11 protein-coding genes are annotated in these 16,655 nt (G+C 56.9%); 8 read left to right on the plus strand and 3 right to left on the minus strand.

All coding sequences use genetic code 11. The annotated features are described in order from the left end of the window. Positions 1-34: 34 nt before the first annotated feature. A complete protein-coding gene (locus SH287x_RS20360) occupies positions 35-1,093 on the plus strand; it encodes a transposase (RefSeq protein ID WP_479516245.1) in 1,059 nt (352 codons plus the stop codon). Between the two features lie 16 nt (positions 1,094-1,109). Then, positions 1,110-1,499 (plus strand): hypothetical protein, encoded by a 390-nt coding sequence (locus SH287x_RS20365; RefSeq protein WP_479516246.1) that lies wholly within the window; start codon positions 1,110-1,112, stop codon positions 1,497-1,499. Between the two features lie 336 nt (positions 1,500-1,835). Here the strand turns inward: SH287x_RS20365 and SH287x_RS20370 are convergent, their stop codons facing one another. From SH287x_RS20370 to SH287x_RS20380, 3 genes are all read right to left on the minus strand, one after another. Beyond that, entirely contained in the window at positions 1,836-2,462 is a 627-nt protein-coding gene (locus SH287x_RS20370; protein ID WP_479516248.1) for a hypothetical protein, read from the minus strand. Next, positions 2,452-3,600 carry a helix-turn-helix domain-containing protein gene (locus SH287x_RS20375; RefSeq protein WP_479516249.1) on the minus strand — a complete coding sequence of 383 codons (1,149 nt, stop codon included), beginning with the start codon at positions 3,598-3,600 and terminating at the stop codon, positions 2,452-2,454. Before SH287x_RS20375 ends, SH287x_RS20370 begins: the two co-directional genes overlap by 11 nt. A gap of 465 nt (positions 3,601-4,065) precedes the next feature. After that, a complete protein-coding gene (locus SH287x_RS20380; protein WP_479516250.1) occupies positions 4,066-5,763 on the minus strand; it encodes a glutamine--tRNA ligase/YqeY domain fusion protein in 1,698 nt (565 codons plus the stop codon). Positions 5,764-5,920: 157 nt separating this feature from the next. Between SH287x_RS20380 and SH287x_RS20385 the strand changes: the two genes are divergently transcribed. From SH287x_RS20385 to SH287x_RS20410, 6 genes are all read left to right on the plus strand, one after another. Beyond that, positions 5,921-6,520: a MarR family winged helix-turn-helix transcriptional regulator gene (locus SH287x_RS20385; protein WP_479516251.1), complete on the plus strand. Its 600-nt coding sequence runs from the start codon at positions 5,921-5,923 to the stop codon at positions 6,518-6,520. Continuing rightward, complete coding sequence (locus SH287x_RS20390; RefSeq protein ID WP_479516252.1) at positions 6,520-9,882, plus strand: TolC family protein; 3,363 nt, start codon at positions 6,520-6,522, stop codon at positions 9,880-9,882. Before SH287x_RS20385 ends, SH287x_RS20390 begins: the two co-directional genes overlap by 1 nt. Then, positions 9,845-11,824, plus strand: a complete 1,980-nt coding sequence (locus tag SH287x_RS20395; protein WP_479516253.1) for an efflux RND transporter periplasmic adaptor subunit — start codon at positions 9,845-9,847, stop codon at positions 11,822-11,824. Before SH287x_RS20390 ends, SH287x_RS20395 begins: the two co-directional genes overlap by 38 nt. A 47-nt stretch (positions 11,825-11,871) precedes the next feature. Then, positions 11,872-12,585 carry an ABC transporter ATP-binding protein gene (locus SH287x_RS20400; RefSeq protein ID WP_479516255.1) on the plus strand — a complete coding sequence of 238 codons (714 nt, stop codon included), beginning with the start codon at positions 11,872-11,874 and terminating at the stop codon, positions 12,583-12,585. A gap of 359 nt (positions 12,586-12,944) precedes the next feature. Next, a complete protein-coding gene (locus SH287x_RS20405) occupies positions 12,945-13,673 on the plus strand; it encodes a FadR/GntR family transcriptional regulator (RefSeq protein WP_479516256.1) in 729 nt (242 codons plus the stop codon). Between the two features lie 20 nt (positions 13,674-13,693). After that, a complete protein-coding gene (locus tag SH287x_RS20410; protein ID WP_479516257.1) occupies positions 13,694-16,603 on the plus strand; it encodes a DUF1553 domain-containing protein in 2,910 nt (969 codons plus the stop codon). Positions 16,604-16,655: the final 52 nt, after the last annotated feature.

Genomic DNA, 16,655 nt, shown 5'->3' on the forward strand with positions numbered 1-16,655 from the left:
GAAGGGTTGTTGAAGAAGAACTTGTGGCGGCGGAGTGATTGATAAGTTCTGCCCATCGCTGACGCTCAATGGCACTTACTTTGTGGTTTCGGCTCACTTTCCTGAGGACTGGCACGACATTTGCGCCCTGCGGATGAAGGGGTTTTTTCTTCATCCGCAGGGAAGCGATATGTCTGTCAGTAATCCGCCCACCAGCCAGCCTGAACTGGAAGCCGCACTCCGCCATTTTGGGGAACTTCTCGGCCACATGGAAGTCGACGAGCTGCTGGCGCTGGGGCCGGCGACCGTCTACACGGCCTCGGTGACGACCTGGCTCATGGTCTATCAGAGACTGCACGCCGGTTGCACCTTGCAGACCGCTGTCGATGCCCTGGTCAAGTCGGATCCGGATTTCCTGCCCCCCAACAAGCGTGTCCGCGGCAAGTCGCTGTCGACGGCGACCGGATCTTACAGCCAGGCCCGCCAGCGGTTGACGCCGGAAATTACGGACCATGTCGCCGATCGTGTGTTCGATTCGTTGATGGCCGCGACCCCTCCGCTTGTGGAGAATCGGCGCGTCTTCCTGGTCGATGGCACGACACTGGCCCTCGCGCCCACGAAGTCGTTGAAAGCCTCTTTCCCGCCCGCCTCCAATCAGTACGGCCCAGGAACCTGGCCGATCGCCCACCTGGTGGTCGCACACGAGATTTCGGGGGGAGTCGCATTACGGCCGGAACTGGCTGGGACAGAAGTTTGGTCCCGAGGCGGAAAGCGAAACAACGCTGGCCATCCGGATGATGCCGCGATTGCCGGCCCGATCGATTGTGGTCGCCGACCGCAACTTTGGCATCTTCGCCGTGGCCTTCGCTGCCAGACAGGCAGGGCACGACACGCTGGTGCGGCTCACGGATCAACGGTTCGCCGCCGCCCGCAAGAAAGCTCGGGACGATGTCCTCTGCTGGATTCCCACCGCCCAGGAACGGAAATCCCGTCCCGATCTTCCCGCCGACGCCCGCATCGATGGCTGGCTGCACGACATCCCGCTGGCGAATGGCAAACGACTGCGGCTGTTGACCACCTGGCCCTGTTCCAGCGCGCAGGCTGCTGCTATTGACCAGCAGCGACAAGACGTGGAAACCGACATCCGCGACCTGAAGCTGGTCCTGAAATTTGAGGAATTTCGCGGCAAAAACGCGGCCATGATCCGTAAGGAACTGGCCGCGGGCATTGTGGCCTACAATCTGGTGCTGCAGGTTCGCCGACTGGCCGCCGAGCGGGCGAAGGTGCCTCCCCGGAAATTGAGTTTTTCCAGGGTCTATAGCGCCGTGCGAACAATTCTGCTGTCGGGCCTCTCGCGCTCAGCCGCCGACTGGCAAGCCAACTTCGACCTCGTGCTACAGCTCGCCAGCCAACGGAAAATCCCCAACCGCCCCGGCAGAAGCTATCCCCGAAAAGCCCTGGTCAAACGCAACAAATCCACCAGCGGAAAAATCAAAAATCCCAACAAGCAAACAAAGTAAGTGCCATTGCGCGTTAGCGACGGGCATGACTTATTAATCACTCCCCCGCCACGAGTTCTTCTTCAACACCCCTGCGACCCAAATCATTTTTCTTAAATCCCTCTCGCTCTTTGATTGTGAGATCACTAATGCGAGTGGCCGCCGCTGACGCTTCCGGCTCGTTGGTATGGTGTCGGGGAATCGGCAGGCGAGAGTCACGTAGGGCAGGCTCCCGCCTGCCGGTTTGATGTACTCCATAGCTAATGATGGCCGCTAGAAACATCGGCAGGCGGGAGCCTGCCCTACTCCTACTTGATCAGTCGCGGCAGGCTACTCGTCATTTGGAATCTCCGTACTCTATGCTTCTGGGAGGGTGGGCGTGGAAAAATTGCTCGCATCGCCATTCGTCATTTGCGCCAAACACCGGCAACGCAGTGCTTCCAAGTACATCGCCTCAAAATATGGCCGGAGCGGACGATCGAGTCGTTCGTGCTCGTCGATGATATGGTCTTTGTCGGTATCCGAAAGCCTGCATGTAAAGAACAGCCATCCAAACAGATGCGGTGTGGTCTGTGTCATCATGCTTGGGAGTTCCGTCTCCGCGAGCTTGCGTGCCTTCTGATCGTCCGTAAGAAATGCCTGCCTGGTTTTTCGGGCAAACGCAATCGAGGATAGTTCACCTTTGCTCAAGCGTCGGCGGCTTTCGAGCACGGCGACATCCTGAAGGTCCGCTATGTCGAGGCTGTAAGCAACGATGCGTTGACTGTCAGTCTCCCGCTTTAGCCGAAGTTTGAGCTCTTCTTCCTCCGGTATTGTCGATGCTCGTTGCTTGTGAAGGCACTCATAGATGACGAATGACGTGCAGCAGAATGAACATTTCGCGTCTCGGGCGGCAGCGTACAAACGCTGGGACGACAACACGTTCCACAGCGAGCATGTGTCGGCCACATTGAGTGTATGAAACTGCGATGGGTCAGTCGCCATGAGCAAGGCTCTCCCCGTAGATCGCAGCCACAGTATGAATGGTTTGTGGCGAGACCAACAACATCTCAGCGAGACGTCCCGCAGAGATCGCGTCTTGCCGATAAGCTCGAAAACAGAGGTCAACGTAGAAGGTCGACAGCCCACGTTTGAGCATATCCAACTTGCGGGATCGCGATGCTGTGGACAGCGTCACGGGCAACTCCACGTCGATTTTGGCATCCGGTGGAACGGCGGCCGCCCTCAATTGTATGGCGGTAGCGTCATCAATCATTCCTGCATCCCGCAAAGCAAAAGACAGCGCTGTGGTACTGACCTTCAGTTTACCGGCCCAATCGAGTGCCTTTTCAATTGACCATCGGTTCCCGTCCGGAATGCCTCGCAAGAAGTCCGGCGGCATGAGGTATTGCGAAGCGAATGTGTTCGCGCGAACTTCCGAAAGATCGGTTTTATTCCAAGTCGCGAATGATACGTTGACGTCCTTCCCATCATCCAGAATGGCATGTGCGGCCTCGTGAGCCGCCGTGAATCGTTGGCGGTAGATGTCTTCCGAGAAATTCACGAGCACACAAGGGCCGGCAAACGGATGGCGAACAAAAAGGCCTGATATCGTCGAAGAAGTAAGCTGCCGACGAAAAACATGCAGACCACTTGTTCGCAAATCACCAAAGATATCCATTCCGACCTGGTTAACCTGATACCCCAGATGAGTACGTAGTGCTTTAGCGGCGTCAACACCGTGCTGCTTGAAGTAGTTCCGACGTTTGCGAAACGCGAATGGCTTCCGATTCAAGACCGGAACCATGCTCATCAGGTACTCTTCGCATTCGCAAAGGAAGAGGACTTCTTGGATCGCCCATCGGTCTTCGGCTGACAAGTCGTCGCCGTGCATGCGAAACAAGGTGTCTGTCTGTTCAAATGGAGCGAGCTTCTCATTCGACAAAAAGAATTTGTAATCGCACTTGTAGAAGTCGGCGATGATCAAGATGTGGTCTCCTGTCGGCTCACGGGTGCCGCACTCATAGGCGGTAAGCACATCGACGGGGATGCCCGTCCCGCTGGCGACGTAGGCCACGGTTGCCTGAAACTGTTCCCGATAGCGGGACAGCTTCGATCCGAGAATCGCAAGATCAAGCGCCATGTCCCACCTCAGTAATACTGCCGGATGTAGCCGTACGCCCGGTCAAACAGGTTTTAGTCTTTGTGCAGGTGGTACTTCAGCAGCGTCTTGGGGAGTACCTTCTGGACTTCGCGTTCACCTGCTGAAGTCATGTAGGGCAGGCCCCCGCCTGCCGGTTCGGCGGAAGGTTTTCAAGGCCTTGACCACAAGTCGAGCAACAACACGAGCCGGAAGCGCTACGAGCCGAAATCGTCACGAGCCGGAAGCGTCAGCGACGGGAATGGCTAATTAATCACTCCGCCGCCACGAGTTCATCTTCAACACCCCTCCGAACCAAAACATTTTTCTTGAACCCCTCTCGCTCTTTGATTGTGAGATCATTAATGCGAGTGTTCGTCGCTGACGCTTCCGGCTCGTTGGTTAGGTGTTGGGGAATCGGCAGGCGGGAGCCTGCCCTACTTCATCTTCATGCACCCCACAAACGGCTCAACCACCCTTCTTTTGGAGCTTAGCCCATTCGTCCTTCAAGGTGACGGTGCGGTTGAAAATGGGTTTTTCAGTGGTGGTGTTGAGGTCGAGGCAGAAGTAGCCTAAGCGTTCAAATTGGCAGCGGTAGCCGGCCGGTTGAGACTGAATCGACGGCTCCAGCTTCGCATCGGGAATGACGACCAGTGATGTTGGACTCAGGTAGGTCTTCCAGTCTTCTGTCTCGGGAATGGAGGCCAGATCCTCCACGCTGAAGAGCGGACTATAGAGCCGCACTTCGGTGCTGATCGCATGCGGGGCCGAGACCCAGTGGATGGTTGACTTGATCTTCCGGCCATCGGGTGTATTACCGCCTTTGGTCTCGGGATCGTAGGTGCAGCGCAGCTCAATAATCTCGCCGGTCGCGGGGTCTTTAATCGCTTCTTCGCACTTGATGACATAGGCCCAGCGCAGCCGCACTTCTCGCCCCGGAGCCAGACGGAAGAACTGCTTGGGGGGATCTTCCATGAAGTCGTCCCGCTCGATGTAAAGCTCGCGGCTGAACGGCACTTTCCGGCTGCCGGCAGAAGGGTCTTCAGGGTTGTTGACGCAGTCGAATTCTTCTGTCTGACCTTCGGGATAGTTGGTTAGCACAATCTTCAGTGGCTTCAAAACGCCCATGACACGCGGAGCGGTCTTGTTGAGATCGTTACGAACAGCGTTTTCCAGCACGACAAGATCGGTCAGTCCATTGAAACGGGTCACGCCAATCGTTTCGCAGAAGTCGCGCATGGCGGCGGGGGTATAGCCCCGGCGGCGGATGCCCGCGATGGTCGGCATCCGTGGGTCATCCCAGCCATCGACGATCTTCGCTTCGACCAGTTCGAGCAACTTGCGCTTGCTCATCACAGTATAGGTCAGGTTGAGGCGGGCGAACTCGATCTGCTGCGGGTGATAAATTTCAACAGCGTCAATCAACCAGTCATAGAGCGGGCGGTGAATCTCGAATTCCAGCGTGCAGATGGAGTGCGTGATCCCTTCGATGGAATCGCTGTAGCCGTGGGCGAAGTCGTACATCGGGTACAGGCACCAGGTATCGCCCGTGCGGTGGTGGTGAGCGTGCCGGATACGATAGATCACCGGATCGCGCAGCAGCATGTTGGTGTGGCCCATGTCGATCTTGGCGCGAAGAACATGGGCGCCATCGGGAAACTCTCCCGCGCGCATGCGGCGGAAGAGTTCGAGATTTTCTTCGACCGACCGGCTGCGGTATTGATTCTCGACACCGGCCTGTGTGACGGTGCCGCGTTGCTCACGGATTTCGTCGAGAGTGGAACTGTCGACGTAGGCTTTTCCCTTCTCAATGAGAAGTTCGGCCCACAGATAAAGCTGCTCAAAATAATCGCTGGCGTAATAGAGGCCATCCCATTCAAAGCCCAGCCAGCGGACGTCTTCCTGGATGGAGTTGACGTACTCGATGTCTTCTTTGGTGGGGTTGGTGTCGTCGAAGCGGAGGTTGCACTTTCCGCCGAATTTTTTGGCGATGCCAAAGTTCAGGCAGATCGACTTGGCATGACCAATATGAAGATAACCGTTGGGTTCGGGCGGAAAGCGGGTGTGTACTTTTCCGCCGAAACGCCCCGAGGCGTTATGGCTTTCGATGATTTCGTGAATGAAGTTATTGGCAGCGGGGGCGGGAGCCGTCGAATCCGTCGACATGAATCAACTTTCCGATAAAGCAAAATACGAACAATGCTGGTGGCAATACCTTGTTGTGGCCAAATTGGCAGATCGAATCAAGCACGGCCAGCCAGAGATTCCGATTAGGCGTGGTTTTCCTTCAGTTACGAAGGGTTCGAGGCCGAAATGTTAAGGGATGAAGGGCAGTCTTCCTGAGCGGTCACGGCAATTTCTGCCGCCGCAGGTTGCTGCCATTGCTGGACAGGAATGCCCTGTGGAACATTTGCCGATGGCCCCGTCGCTCACCGTGGCCCCAATGCTTTCTGCGGATCAGGTTCTGGAACTGCTGTTCCGTACGTCCCATGTTCTGAAAATGGAGCTGGATTCCCAGTTAAGCCAATGGAACATGACCGAAGCCCGGTACGGGTTGCTCAAGCTTCTGGCGGATCGTCACCCTGAGGGAATCCTGCAAACTGAGTTGGCCCGGCTGCTGATGCAGTCCGAATCGAATATTTCCATGCTGGTGGATCGCCTTCAGGCTGATGGTGTGCTGGAACGCATCACGCCCAAGGGAGATCGTCGCAAACGTCTGCTTTGTCTGACACCGGCCGGCCTGGAACTTTGGAACGTGGTGGAGCATGTGCGTTACCGCTGGGCCGAGGCCTCGCTCAGTTCGCTGGGAGAAGATCGCAAAGTCCAACTGGGAATGTGGCTGAAAGCCATCCTGCGAGATCTTCGTCCTGAAGAAGTGGCCACACTCCCCGCAGCACGTTTCTGGCGAAGGGAGGCTTCCTGATGCACGCCCCAATAAAGACTTCCCGATGGAGCAGCCCTTCCCCCCGGCAGGCGGTGATCATCGTCATTTGCTGTGGATGGCTACTGAGTGGTCTGACTGGTTGTTCGCGCAATTTCTGGCGGACGCAAGCCGACTTCGACACTTATAATGAAGTCCTCAAGAAGACGCGCGATCCGCGCTGGGATCTTCCCCGCGTGACGGTCGAGGCCGACGGGCGCAGCCGCTTCTATGATCCCTTTGATCCCGATCATGAACCACTGCCACCCGATGATCCCGCCGCTGCCCAATACATGGTGCGGGCCAGTGGGTGGAATGGCTACAAAAGCTGGCACAAGCTGGGCGAATCGCTCACGGTTGAGAACCCTCAGTGGTTGGCCAATTTCGGCTTTTCGCCTGAGTTGATTCCCGGCCGCAGCGATGAATTTGTCAGCACCGAAAAGCAGGCGGCTGATGTCCTGAATCAAGAAATTCCGGCTATTTTACCGACTGAGATCAACGCACTCCCGATGTCCAAAATTCCGGCAAAGTCTGGAGATGCCTCTTCGGGAGAGATTCAACTGGCCAGTCATGAGGTTGTGGCTCAGACCACATTTGACGGGCTGTTGCCACCTCTGCCCATTCCAGCGGCTCCCGGGTTTGAAGAGACTCCCGGTCAGGGGGTGAATTCTGCACCCACGCCCGTTCTCACTCCCGTTGTGGAACCCGCTCCTTTGCCCGGTGTAGCCACTGAGGCCAATGAGACACCTGTGATTGCCACAGACGACGACGGCAAGGCTCTCACCACCGGGCGAAGTGTCCCGACCCTCAATGACCTGACGCTGGAGCAGGCCATTGAACTGGCGAATCTGAACAATCGCAATTACCAGTCAACGATCGAAGATGTCTATCTGGCTGCGCTCGACCTGACGTTTGAACAATACCAGTTCAACGTGAGATATCTGGGCTTTGGCGGTGAACCCAATGGCTCCCTGGAATATCGCAATTCGCCCCGCGGCCCCAACAATCTGGCCATGGGCAGCGCATTCGGCGTCAGCCAATTTCTTCCCACCGGGGGACAGTGGATTGCCGAGCTGACGAACAACACGTTATGGCTGTTTTCAGGCCCCAATCAGACGAATAGTGTCTCGATCCTCAGTTACTCGCTTGTGCAGCCATTGCTGCTCGGTGCCGGTCGGAAAGTTGTGATGGAAAACCTGACGCAACAAGAGCGTCAGGTTCTCTACAGTGTCCGGTCGTTAGCCCGCTTCCGGAAGATTTTCTTCAGTGACACCGTCATCAACGGGCCAGGTGGTGGATTTCTGGGGCTGTTGCGTCAGTACCAGCAGGTTCGTAACCAGAAAGACAACATTCAGGCGCTGATTGTTCAGGTTGAACGACTGCGGGCACTTAATTCCGCGAAGCCGCAGGTTTTCAGTGTTCGGGTGGAACCTTTTCCGCTGGATTTGAACCCACCGCCGGAATTCGCCGAGCAACTGGTTCTGAATCCCGCGAAACTGGAAATCGGTTGGAGTGGCCCGATGACGGCCGAGACACGGACACGGTTACTTGCGCTTTCTGCAAACGCAAGCTGGCGAATCGCTGTGGAGTCGATGTACCGGCAACTGGAAACGGAAACGATCAGCCTGGATATCGCTCAGCTGGTTACCCGTCTGGCGAATTCGGAAAACGCCCTGCGGTCTGCAGAGCGATCGTTCCAGGATAACCTTGATCAGTTCAAATTCCAGCTGGGCATTCCCACCGACTTTCAGCTTTCCATTAAGACGGAATTGCTCAAGCAATTTGAGTTGATCGATCCACGACTCAACGAACGGGAAAATGATGTCATTAGTTTTATCAGCGACATCAGCCAGCTGGATGATAAAGTCGTGGATTCCAGGACATTTTACGGCGTCGCTGATCGTCTGGTCGAAATGATGGATCGGATTGAACGAGACAGCCTGGAAACAGTTCGGAACGATTTCCAAAGGGTGGCTGCCAATGAAACGTATCGTGTCTCGCGGCTGCCAGAATCCCGACTGCGAGAACAATACCGCAAGAACCTGGAGCGCGATGCCCAGGTGTTCCAATCACAAATTCAGGATTTTGCGTCCATTCGTGAACGCATCGACATCCTTCGCAGCCGTCCCCAGGACGCCGTCTGGACGCCCGCTCAGTGGAAAGATGCCGTTGATGAACTCAAAAAATGCCGAGAAAAACTGCTTCAGGTGACGCAAAGCCTTAAGGTGGTTCAATTGGGTCTGCGTGTGGAACTCATCAAACTGGCCGATTTTGATCTGGGATTCGATAACGTCGTTGAACAGGCCATCGAAAACCGGCTTGACCTGATGAATCAGCGGGCCTTTGTGGTTGATAGTCGTCGACGAATGGAAGTGGCCGCCAACCGGTTACAAGCTCAGGTCAATCTCGTCGCAGAAGGAGATATTGGGACATCGGCGGGGAATAAACCCTTCGATTTCCGGGGTTCAAACAGCCAGTACCGCGCGGGCGTTCAGGTGACTGCGCCACTTGATCAAATAATTGAGCGGAACAATTACCGCGAATCGCAGATTAATTACCAGAGGTCGCGTCGCGATTACATGGCCCTGGAGGATGATGTCAAAGCAGATGTTCGGGCCGAGTGGCGGCAATTGGCTGTCCTACGCCAGAATTTTGAAACAGCTCGACAAACATTGCGGTTTTCCGCCATGCAGCTCGATCTGGCCATTGAGAACAATAATGCACCCACAGCCGCTGCCGGTGGCAACGCCGGTCGTACCAATCAGGGCGGTAATACTGGTTTGAATTTGCTGAATGCCTTGAACGCTGTCCTGAGTGCTCAAAACGATCTGATTGGAATTTGGGTCGATTACGAGCGTAATCGCATTAACATTTACCGTGACATGGATATCATGCAGGTGGACGAACGGGGGATCTGGATCGATGAGATCTACCAATCCCGCTTGTCACCTGCCGATTCTGCCAATAATGAGCCTGCCTATGACACCGCCAGCCTCCCCCCGACAGCCGCACGCATCGTCTCCCTGGGAACTCAAGAGCTCCTCCAGCGAGAACGATCCGTCGTATCTCGAACTGGACGGATTGACACACCAGCCCCCGCATCCATCGACATCTACGCCGGCTTCGGCAGTGGAGTCGCCCTCAGCGATCGGGCAGGAAGTTCCACCGGTAGCATCCAGCAAGCCAGCTACGAAACCCCCAGCGGCTCCGAGCCGGTCATCCACAGTGGAGGCCTCCAAACGGGAACTGGCGAAGAAGCGCAAAGGGGGATGGGGCAAATGGATCGCACTGGCACTCCTGTTGGCAGCTGGAGTGGGTGGCGTTCTCATGTTCCCGCAATTCGGGATGATCAAAGCCGCCCCTGATGAAGCGGCTGACGGAGTCATGACCAGCGCGGTTCGACTGGGCGACATGCAGGTGCTCGTCACAGAAACCGGGACACTGGACAGTGCACGCAATGCGATCCTCACTTCACAGGTGGAAGGCACGACTACCATCATCAGCATTGCCCCTGAAGGGACATTCGTAAAGGAAGGGGATATTGTCTGCGAGCTGGATTCCTCTGCCCTTGTTGACCGCGAGACCACCCAAAAAATCAGCCTGACGCAAGCGGAAGCGCTCCTTTCACAAGCGCAGGAAAACGTCGAAATCCAGAAAACACAAAACGAGAGTGATATCGCTGCGGCTGAGTTGAAACTGTCGTTGGCGTTGCTCGATCTGCGGAAGTTTGAAGAAGGTGAGTTTCTTCAGCAGGTCAACGAATTGTCTGGAGCCGTGACGTTGGCTCGAGAAAACCTCTCGCGTGCTGAAGAATCGCAGGCTTTTGTTCGCCGCATGGTTCAAAAGGGTTATCGCAGCCAGAACGATCTGGAAGCCGAGCGTATTGCCGTGACCAAGGCAGAGATCGATCTGAAGGTGGCAGAAGAAAAGCTCAAGGTGCTCAAAGAGTTTACTTACGTTCGTACGTTGGAAGAGCTTCAGGCGAATGCCAAGGAATTCGAGCGTGAGATTCATCGCGTGAAGCGGAAGTCTGTGGCGGCTTTGTCGCAGAAGCAGGCCGAGCTTTCCAAATGCGAACTGACGTTCAAAGTCGAGACGGATAAATACGAAAAGCTGCGTGTTCAGATTGCCGCCTGTACGATCCGCGCGCCGCAGGATGGACAGGTTGTCTGGGCTAACTCACGTGATCCTCGCCGGTCGGACACCGCTGTCATTGAAGAAGGTTCTGTCGTTCGCGAACGTCAGGCGATCATCAATCTCCCCGACTATGATGCGATGAAGGTGAATGCCCGTATTCATGAAAGCCGGATCAGTCTGGTTCGCACCGGATTGCCCGTCCGTGTGAGAATTGACGCTTATTCGGGCGAAGTTTTTGCGGGAGTGGTGGATACCGTTTCCTCAGTCCCCCTTTCCAACAATTCGTTTGCTCGCGGCGACGTGAAAGAATACGAAGCGTCGGTGCGTCTGACCGATACCGTTGCCAAGATCAATAAGCTGCGTCCAGGCTTGTCGGCCAATATCGAAATTGTCGTTTCAGAACTTCAGGATGTTCTGCTCGCTCCAGTTCAGGCTGTGGTGACCATTGGTCGTGATCAGTACTCGTGGGTTCGCAAGGACGAAGGCTATGAACGCAAGACCATCAAGATAGGCCGCACAAATGATCGCCAGATTGAGATCAGGGAGGGCTTGGCTGATGGTGACCGTGTGGTCATGAATCCCCGGACGTTTTTTGCGAAAGAAGTGGGCCAGTTAGAAAACGAGTTAGCGAAGAAAGAAGCCGAACAAACCGGAGCAGAGGGAGTACGTCGTCCCGGTGGGCGTGGGCCGGGTGGCCAAGGCGCGGGCGGCCCCGGTATGGGCAATCGCGGCATGGGCGGCCCGGCTGGTGGCCCCGGATTCAACGGAGCCGGGCCTAATCCGGCCGGCCCTAATCCGGCTGGCCCTGGCAATCCAGGTAACGGGCCACGCAGTGGTGAAGCGGCCGGTGGGCCACGACGCGGGGAAGGCCGCACTGGCGGAATGCCAGCTGATGGTCTCCCTGTCACAGGAGCGCCTTCCGCAGGTTCCCCAGCAGAATTCCCGGCATCACCGGCAATTCCTCGTGCCGCGATAGCCGGTGAAACGCCCAGTGGATTACCTCTTGGATCACCACTTGCGTTGCCTCCTGAATCATCTCCCGGATCACCCCGTGAAAAAAGCGGTGAAAGTGCGGGAAGCTTGCAGGCTCCTGAGCTTCCCACCACTGAAGTATCTCGTGGTCGACAGCAGCCCACATCTGCTCCGGAACTGCCTGCCAGCGGCAACTGACCGGGGGCAACTGAACTGGAAACGCTCCTTCTTCCGAGTCTTGAAGCATGAAGTATGCCGCCCGGCTGATTGATATCCATAAAACGTACCAGCTTGGTGAGCATCTGGTGCGTGCCCTGCGCGGTGTTTCCGTCGACTTTCCGGAAGGTGACTATGTTGCCATCATGGGGTCATCGGGGAGCGGCAAAAGCACCATGCTCAACCTGCTGGGGGCGCTCGACCGTCCAACGGATGGACAATACATACTGGCAGGCCATGATGTCAGCGAACTCAATGACGATCAGCTGTCTGAAATTCGCAACAAGCTGATTGGCTTTATCTTTCAGTCTTATAATCTGATCGCCCAGTACACGGTGCTGGAAAATATTCAGGTTCCGCTTCACTATCGGGCCGATCAACGAACCATTAGCCCCCAGGATATGAACCGCTGTCTGGATCTGGCAGCTCGCGTCGGATTGGCTGAACGATTGGATCACCGCCCCTTTCAGCTTTCGGGGGGGCAACAGCAGCGCGTGGCGATTGCGCGTGCTCTGATCAACGATCCCGAAATCATCCTGGCTGACGAACCGACCGGAAACCTGGACTCGGCCACCGAACAGGAGATCATGGCGCTCCTGGGAGAACTGAATGCGGAAGGCCGCACAATTATTATGGTGACGCACGAAAATTCTGTCGCCCGCCGCGCGAAGCAGCAGATCATCATGAAAGATGGCCTGATCGCAGGCTACGGCCTCTTCACCAACGACGCCCACAGTAAATAACGCCTGTAAATAACGCCTGTTGCCCCGACCTGATACGAAACTCAGACATTAACAGCGAGTTTTGGCGTAGGGGGGCGTGGCAGACGATTTGGATGATGCCGGGTTGAGGCCGGGTTGAGGCCGCATAAGCCTGACCCAGCACCACCATTCCTGGGAAGCTCCACTGGACGCGAAGTACACTGAGACGCATTTCCATTTGAAATAGCGATCTGTGTGCCATGCTGACCGCTTTGAGAGAAAGCGTGTTTTTGCGGTCATCAACGCGCTATTTCAAAGTGCGTTTCGCGTAACATCGTTGCATCCGTACGTGTTGATAAGTAGCATGTCAGACAAGTAAACAACCCCTTCCGGGAGCTGGCATGGAAATTGACGCCATTGAACCTCGCCAGACGACGGCAGACCTGGTCGTCGAGCGGTTAGCGAAGGTGATTAAAGATCGCCAACTCATGGCCGGAGAGCGACTCCCTGGTGAGCATGATCTCGTCGAGCAATTGAAAGTGAGCCGCCCGGTGTTGCGGGAAGCGCTCGCCCGACTGCAGAGCATCGGACTCGTCGATATTCAGCGCGGGCGCGGGACGTTCGTGGGAAATGCGACAAGTCTGGCGAACTGTGTGCGGTTATTGCGATCCGCCGTCACGATCTCGCCGCAGGAGTTGCGGTCGTATGCCGAATTGCGGACCGCGATTGAAGTGCAAGCCGCACGTCAGGCGGCCGAGCGTGCGTCGGAGGAGCAGGTCGCGGAACTGGCAGTGCTGCTCAAGCAACTTGATGACGACGAGTTGCCGTACCCGGTGGCGTTGGAACTCGACTTTCAGTTTCATCGCAAGTTGCTCGACATCTCGGGCAACGCGCTGATGCAGAACCTGATGGAAGTGATCTACGAGTTCGTGCTCACCCAGATGGCCCGCACGACTCCTTCACAACGCGACAACCAACTGGGTCGACGATTGCACAAGACGATTCTCAAGGCCATTCGAGAACACGACCCGGACGCAGCGGCTGATGCGATGCAGCAACACATGCAAGCCGTCCTCGATCGGCTGGCGCCTGCTGCCGAAAAGAACGACCGATCGGTTCCACAGCCATGACGAACGAAAAAGGTGACTGCATGAAATTGGCTATGTATTTCGCCGGTCTGATCGTGGTGTGTCTGTTGCCGGCATCGGTCGATGCGGCAGAGGAATCTCCGTCGATTGAGCCGAGCGAACAGTTCCTTCAGAGGGTCGCTCCCGCGTTGGCGGCGAAGTGTGTGGCATGTCATCGGCCTGATAATCTCAAGGGCGGGTTCGACATGACCACGCGCGAAGGATTGCTGAAGGGCGGCGACAGCGGAGACTCGCTCGTGCCGGGTAAGGCTGCGGAGAGTCCGGTCTACACGCGCGCAATCGCTCCTGAAGGCCAGCGTCCCGAGATGCCCGAGAAGGGAGACCCGCTGACGGTAAAAGAAGCGGAATCGCTGCGCGACTGGATTGCGGCCGGGGCAACGTGGCCAGACAAATTCGTCCTGGAAGAAAAGGCCAAAGCGGACGCGAACTTCTGGTCGTTGCAGCCCATCGGTGAAGTCGTGCCTCCGAAATTAGACGACACGCCTTCGGGCTGGGCAGTGAATCCGATCGACCGCTTCGTGCTCGCCAAACTTCGCGAGAGTGGCTTGCAGCCGAATCCCGCGGCGGACGCGAGGTCATTCATTCGCCGGGCGACGTTCGATTTGATCGGCTTGCCGCCGTCACCCGAGGAAGTGGAAGCCTTCGTTCGCGAGTGTGCTGACGGACTGAACGACGCAGCTGTCGAGCGACTCGTCAACCGACTGCTCGAACGTCCGCAGTACGGCGAACGCTGGGGCCGGCATTGGCTCGATGTCATTCGCTTCGGCGAGAGTCGTGGTTACGAGCGGAACGAGATCATCACCAACCTCTGGCCGTTTCGTGACTACATCATCAAGAGCTTCAACGACGACAAGCCGTTTGATCGGCTCGTGCTGGAACATCTCGCCGGAGACGTGATCGGCAAAGATCAGCCAGATGTCGAGATCGGATCAGCATTCCTCGTGGCCGGCCCGTATGACGATGTCGGCAATCAGGATCCCATCGCGGCGGCTCAGATCCGGGCCGACCAGATGGATGAGATGATTCGTGCGACGGGCGAAGCGTTTCTCGGGCTGACCATCGGCTGCTCGCGATGCCATGACCACAAGTTCGATCCATTGCCGACTCGCGATTACTACGCGTTGTCTGCCACGTTTTCCGGCACAGTGCACGGCCCGCGCGAAGTCAGTACCCAGGCCGCGCGGGCTGAGCGAACCGCGAAGCTCCAACCGCTGCAAACCGAGCGCAATCAACATCTGGCGCGGCGGGACGCGATTGAACGTGATCTTGCTGAACGGGCTAAGCAGCGCGAAGGCGACGTCGCCAAAACCTGGACGAGACCGCGCATCAGTCGGTACGGCACGGAAGAACGCTTCGCTCCCATCGACGCCAGGTTCGTGCGGCTCACGGTCGAAGGAACCGATGCCAAAGACCCCAGGCAGTCTCAATTCAAGCTCGATGAGTTCGAGGTCTGGACCGATGAAACAGATTCTCGCAACGTCGCGCTGGAGTCGTCAGGCGCGACAGCGAGTGGTGCTTCCCGCAATGCCAAAGACTTTGCCGGGGCTTACGGCCCGGCTTTGACGATCGACGGCAAGTTCGGCGAACGCTGGCAAGCGGGGGGCCACGAGTTGGTCGTCACGCTTGCCAGTCCAGAGCGGATCTCGCGGGTCTTCTTTTCAAGTGATCGAACTCGGGCACTCGGCGAAGATCATTCGCTCACAACGTTCGTCGGCGACTATCGGATCGAGATCTCGTCCGATGGGAAAGAGTGGCATCAAGTCGCCAGCTCGACGGATCGCGTTCCTCCGACCGAATCACGAAAGCAAGCTCGCTTGCGGAAGCTCGTGACGACGGCAGCAGACGCCGAACAACTCTCCAGTGCGATGCGAGAGATCAGTCGCATCGACGCACTCATTGCAAAAATACCGCCTCTGCCAGTCTGGTGGGTCGGCACGCACAAGCCCGCGCCAGGCCCGTTTCAGGTGTTTATTGGTGGCAATCCTCAACGCCGCGGAGACGAAGTTACTCCAGCGAGTCTCGACGTCTTGAAATCACTGCCGTCGGCCTATCGGCTGGATATCGCTCAAGAGGAAGGCGCCAGACGACTCGCTTTGGCGAAGTGGCTGACCGCCGCTGACAATCCGCTGACTCCACGAGTGCTGGCGAATCGCGTCTGGCAGTATCACTTTGGAACTGGCATTGTCGATACGCCGAGCGACTTCGGCTACATGGGCGGCCGACCGACTCATCCAGAGTTGCTTGATTGGCTGGCTCGCGAGTTGCTGCGAAATGGCTGGAAGCTCAAGCCGCTACATCGACTCATTATGATGTCGCAGACGTATCGACAGAGCACCTTATGGCGCGAATCTGCGGCACGCGAAGATGCCGACAGCCGGCTGCTGTGGCGATTCCCTCCGCGACGACTGAGCGCCGAAGAAGTCCGCGACTCGCTGCTGCAAGTGGCTGGCAAACTCGATCTCACCATGGGCGGGCCGGGTTATCGGTTGTACGAGTACCAGCAGGACAACGTCGCGACCTATGTGCCGCTGGATGTGCATGGTTCGGGGACGTATCGCCGCGCAGTCTATCACCACAACGCGCGAGCGGCGCGCGTGGACGTCATGACCGATTTCGACTGCCCCGACCCGGCGTTCGCCGAACCGCGCCGGGCCACAACGACGACTCCCCTGCAGGCACTGACGTTGATGAATCACAACTTCTCACTCGACATGGCCCGCTCGCTGGCCGAGCGATTGAACCGTGAAGAGACCGACGCCCCGTCTCGTGTTCGCCGAGCTTTTGCATTGTCGTTCGCTCGCGAACCGAACGAACGAGAACTCGCCGCCGGTGTGGGGGTCATCCAAACGCACGGCCTGCGAGCATTCTGTCGAGCGATGCTCAACTCCAATGAACTGATCCATGTCAATTGAAGCCCTGCCAGCGATCCATGACCCACGGCGAGCGCCTTGCGGCTCAGTCACA

Source organism: Planctopirus sp. SH287 (genome assembly GCF_056500625.1).

What these genes read in the sequence shown, in the direction of transcription:
- SH287x_RS20370 (WP_479516248.1), bottom strand. Translation starts at nt 2,462, where the DNA reads ATGGCGACTGACCCATCGCAGTTTCATACACTCAATGTGGCCGACACA.
- SH287x_RS20375 (WP_479516249.1), bottom strand. Translation starts at nt 3,600, where the DNA reads ATGGCGCTTGATCTTGCGATTCTCGGATCGAAGCTGTCCCGCTATCGG.
- SH287x_RS20380 (WP_479516250.1), bottom strand. Translation starts at nt 5,763, where the DNA reads ATGTCGACGGATTCGACGGCTCCCGCCCCCGCTGCCAATAACTTCATT.
- SH287x_RS20385 (WP_479516251.1), top strand. Translation starts at nt 5,921, where the DNA reads ATGAAGGGCAGTCTTCCTGAGCGGTCACGGCAATTTCTGCCGCCGCAG.
- SH287x_RS20390 (WP_479516252.1), top strand. Translation starts at nt 6,520, where the DNA reads ATGCACGCCCCAATAAAGACTTCCCGATGGAGCAGCCCTTCCCCCCGG.
- SH287x_RS20395 (WP_479516253.1), top strand. Translation starts at nt 9,845, where the DNA reads ATGTTCCCGCAATTCGGGATGATCAAAGCCGCCCCTGATGAAGCGGCT.
- SH287x_RS20400 (WP_479516255.1), top strand. Translation starts at nt 11,872, where the DNA reads ATGAAGTATGCCGCCCGGCTGATTGATATCCATAAAACGTACCAGCTT.
- SH287x_RS20405 (WP_479516256.1), top strand. Translation starts at nt 12,945, where the DNA reads ATGGAAATTGACGCCATTGAACCTCGCCAGACGACGGCAGACCTGGTC.
- SH287x_RS20410 (WP_479516257.1), top strand. Translation starts at nt 13,694, where the DNA reads ATGAAATTGGCTATGTATTTCGCCGGTCTGATCGTGGTGTGTCTGTTG.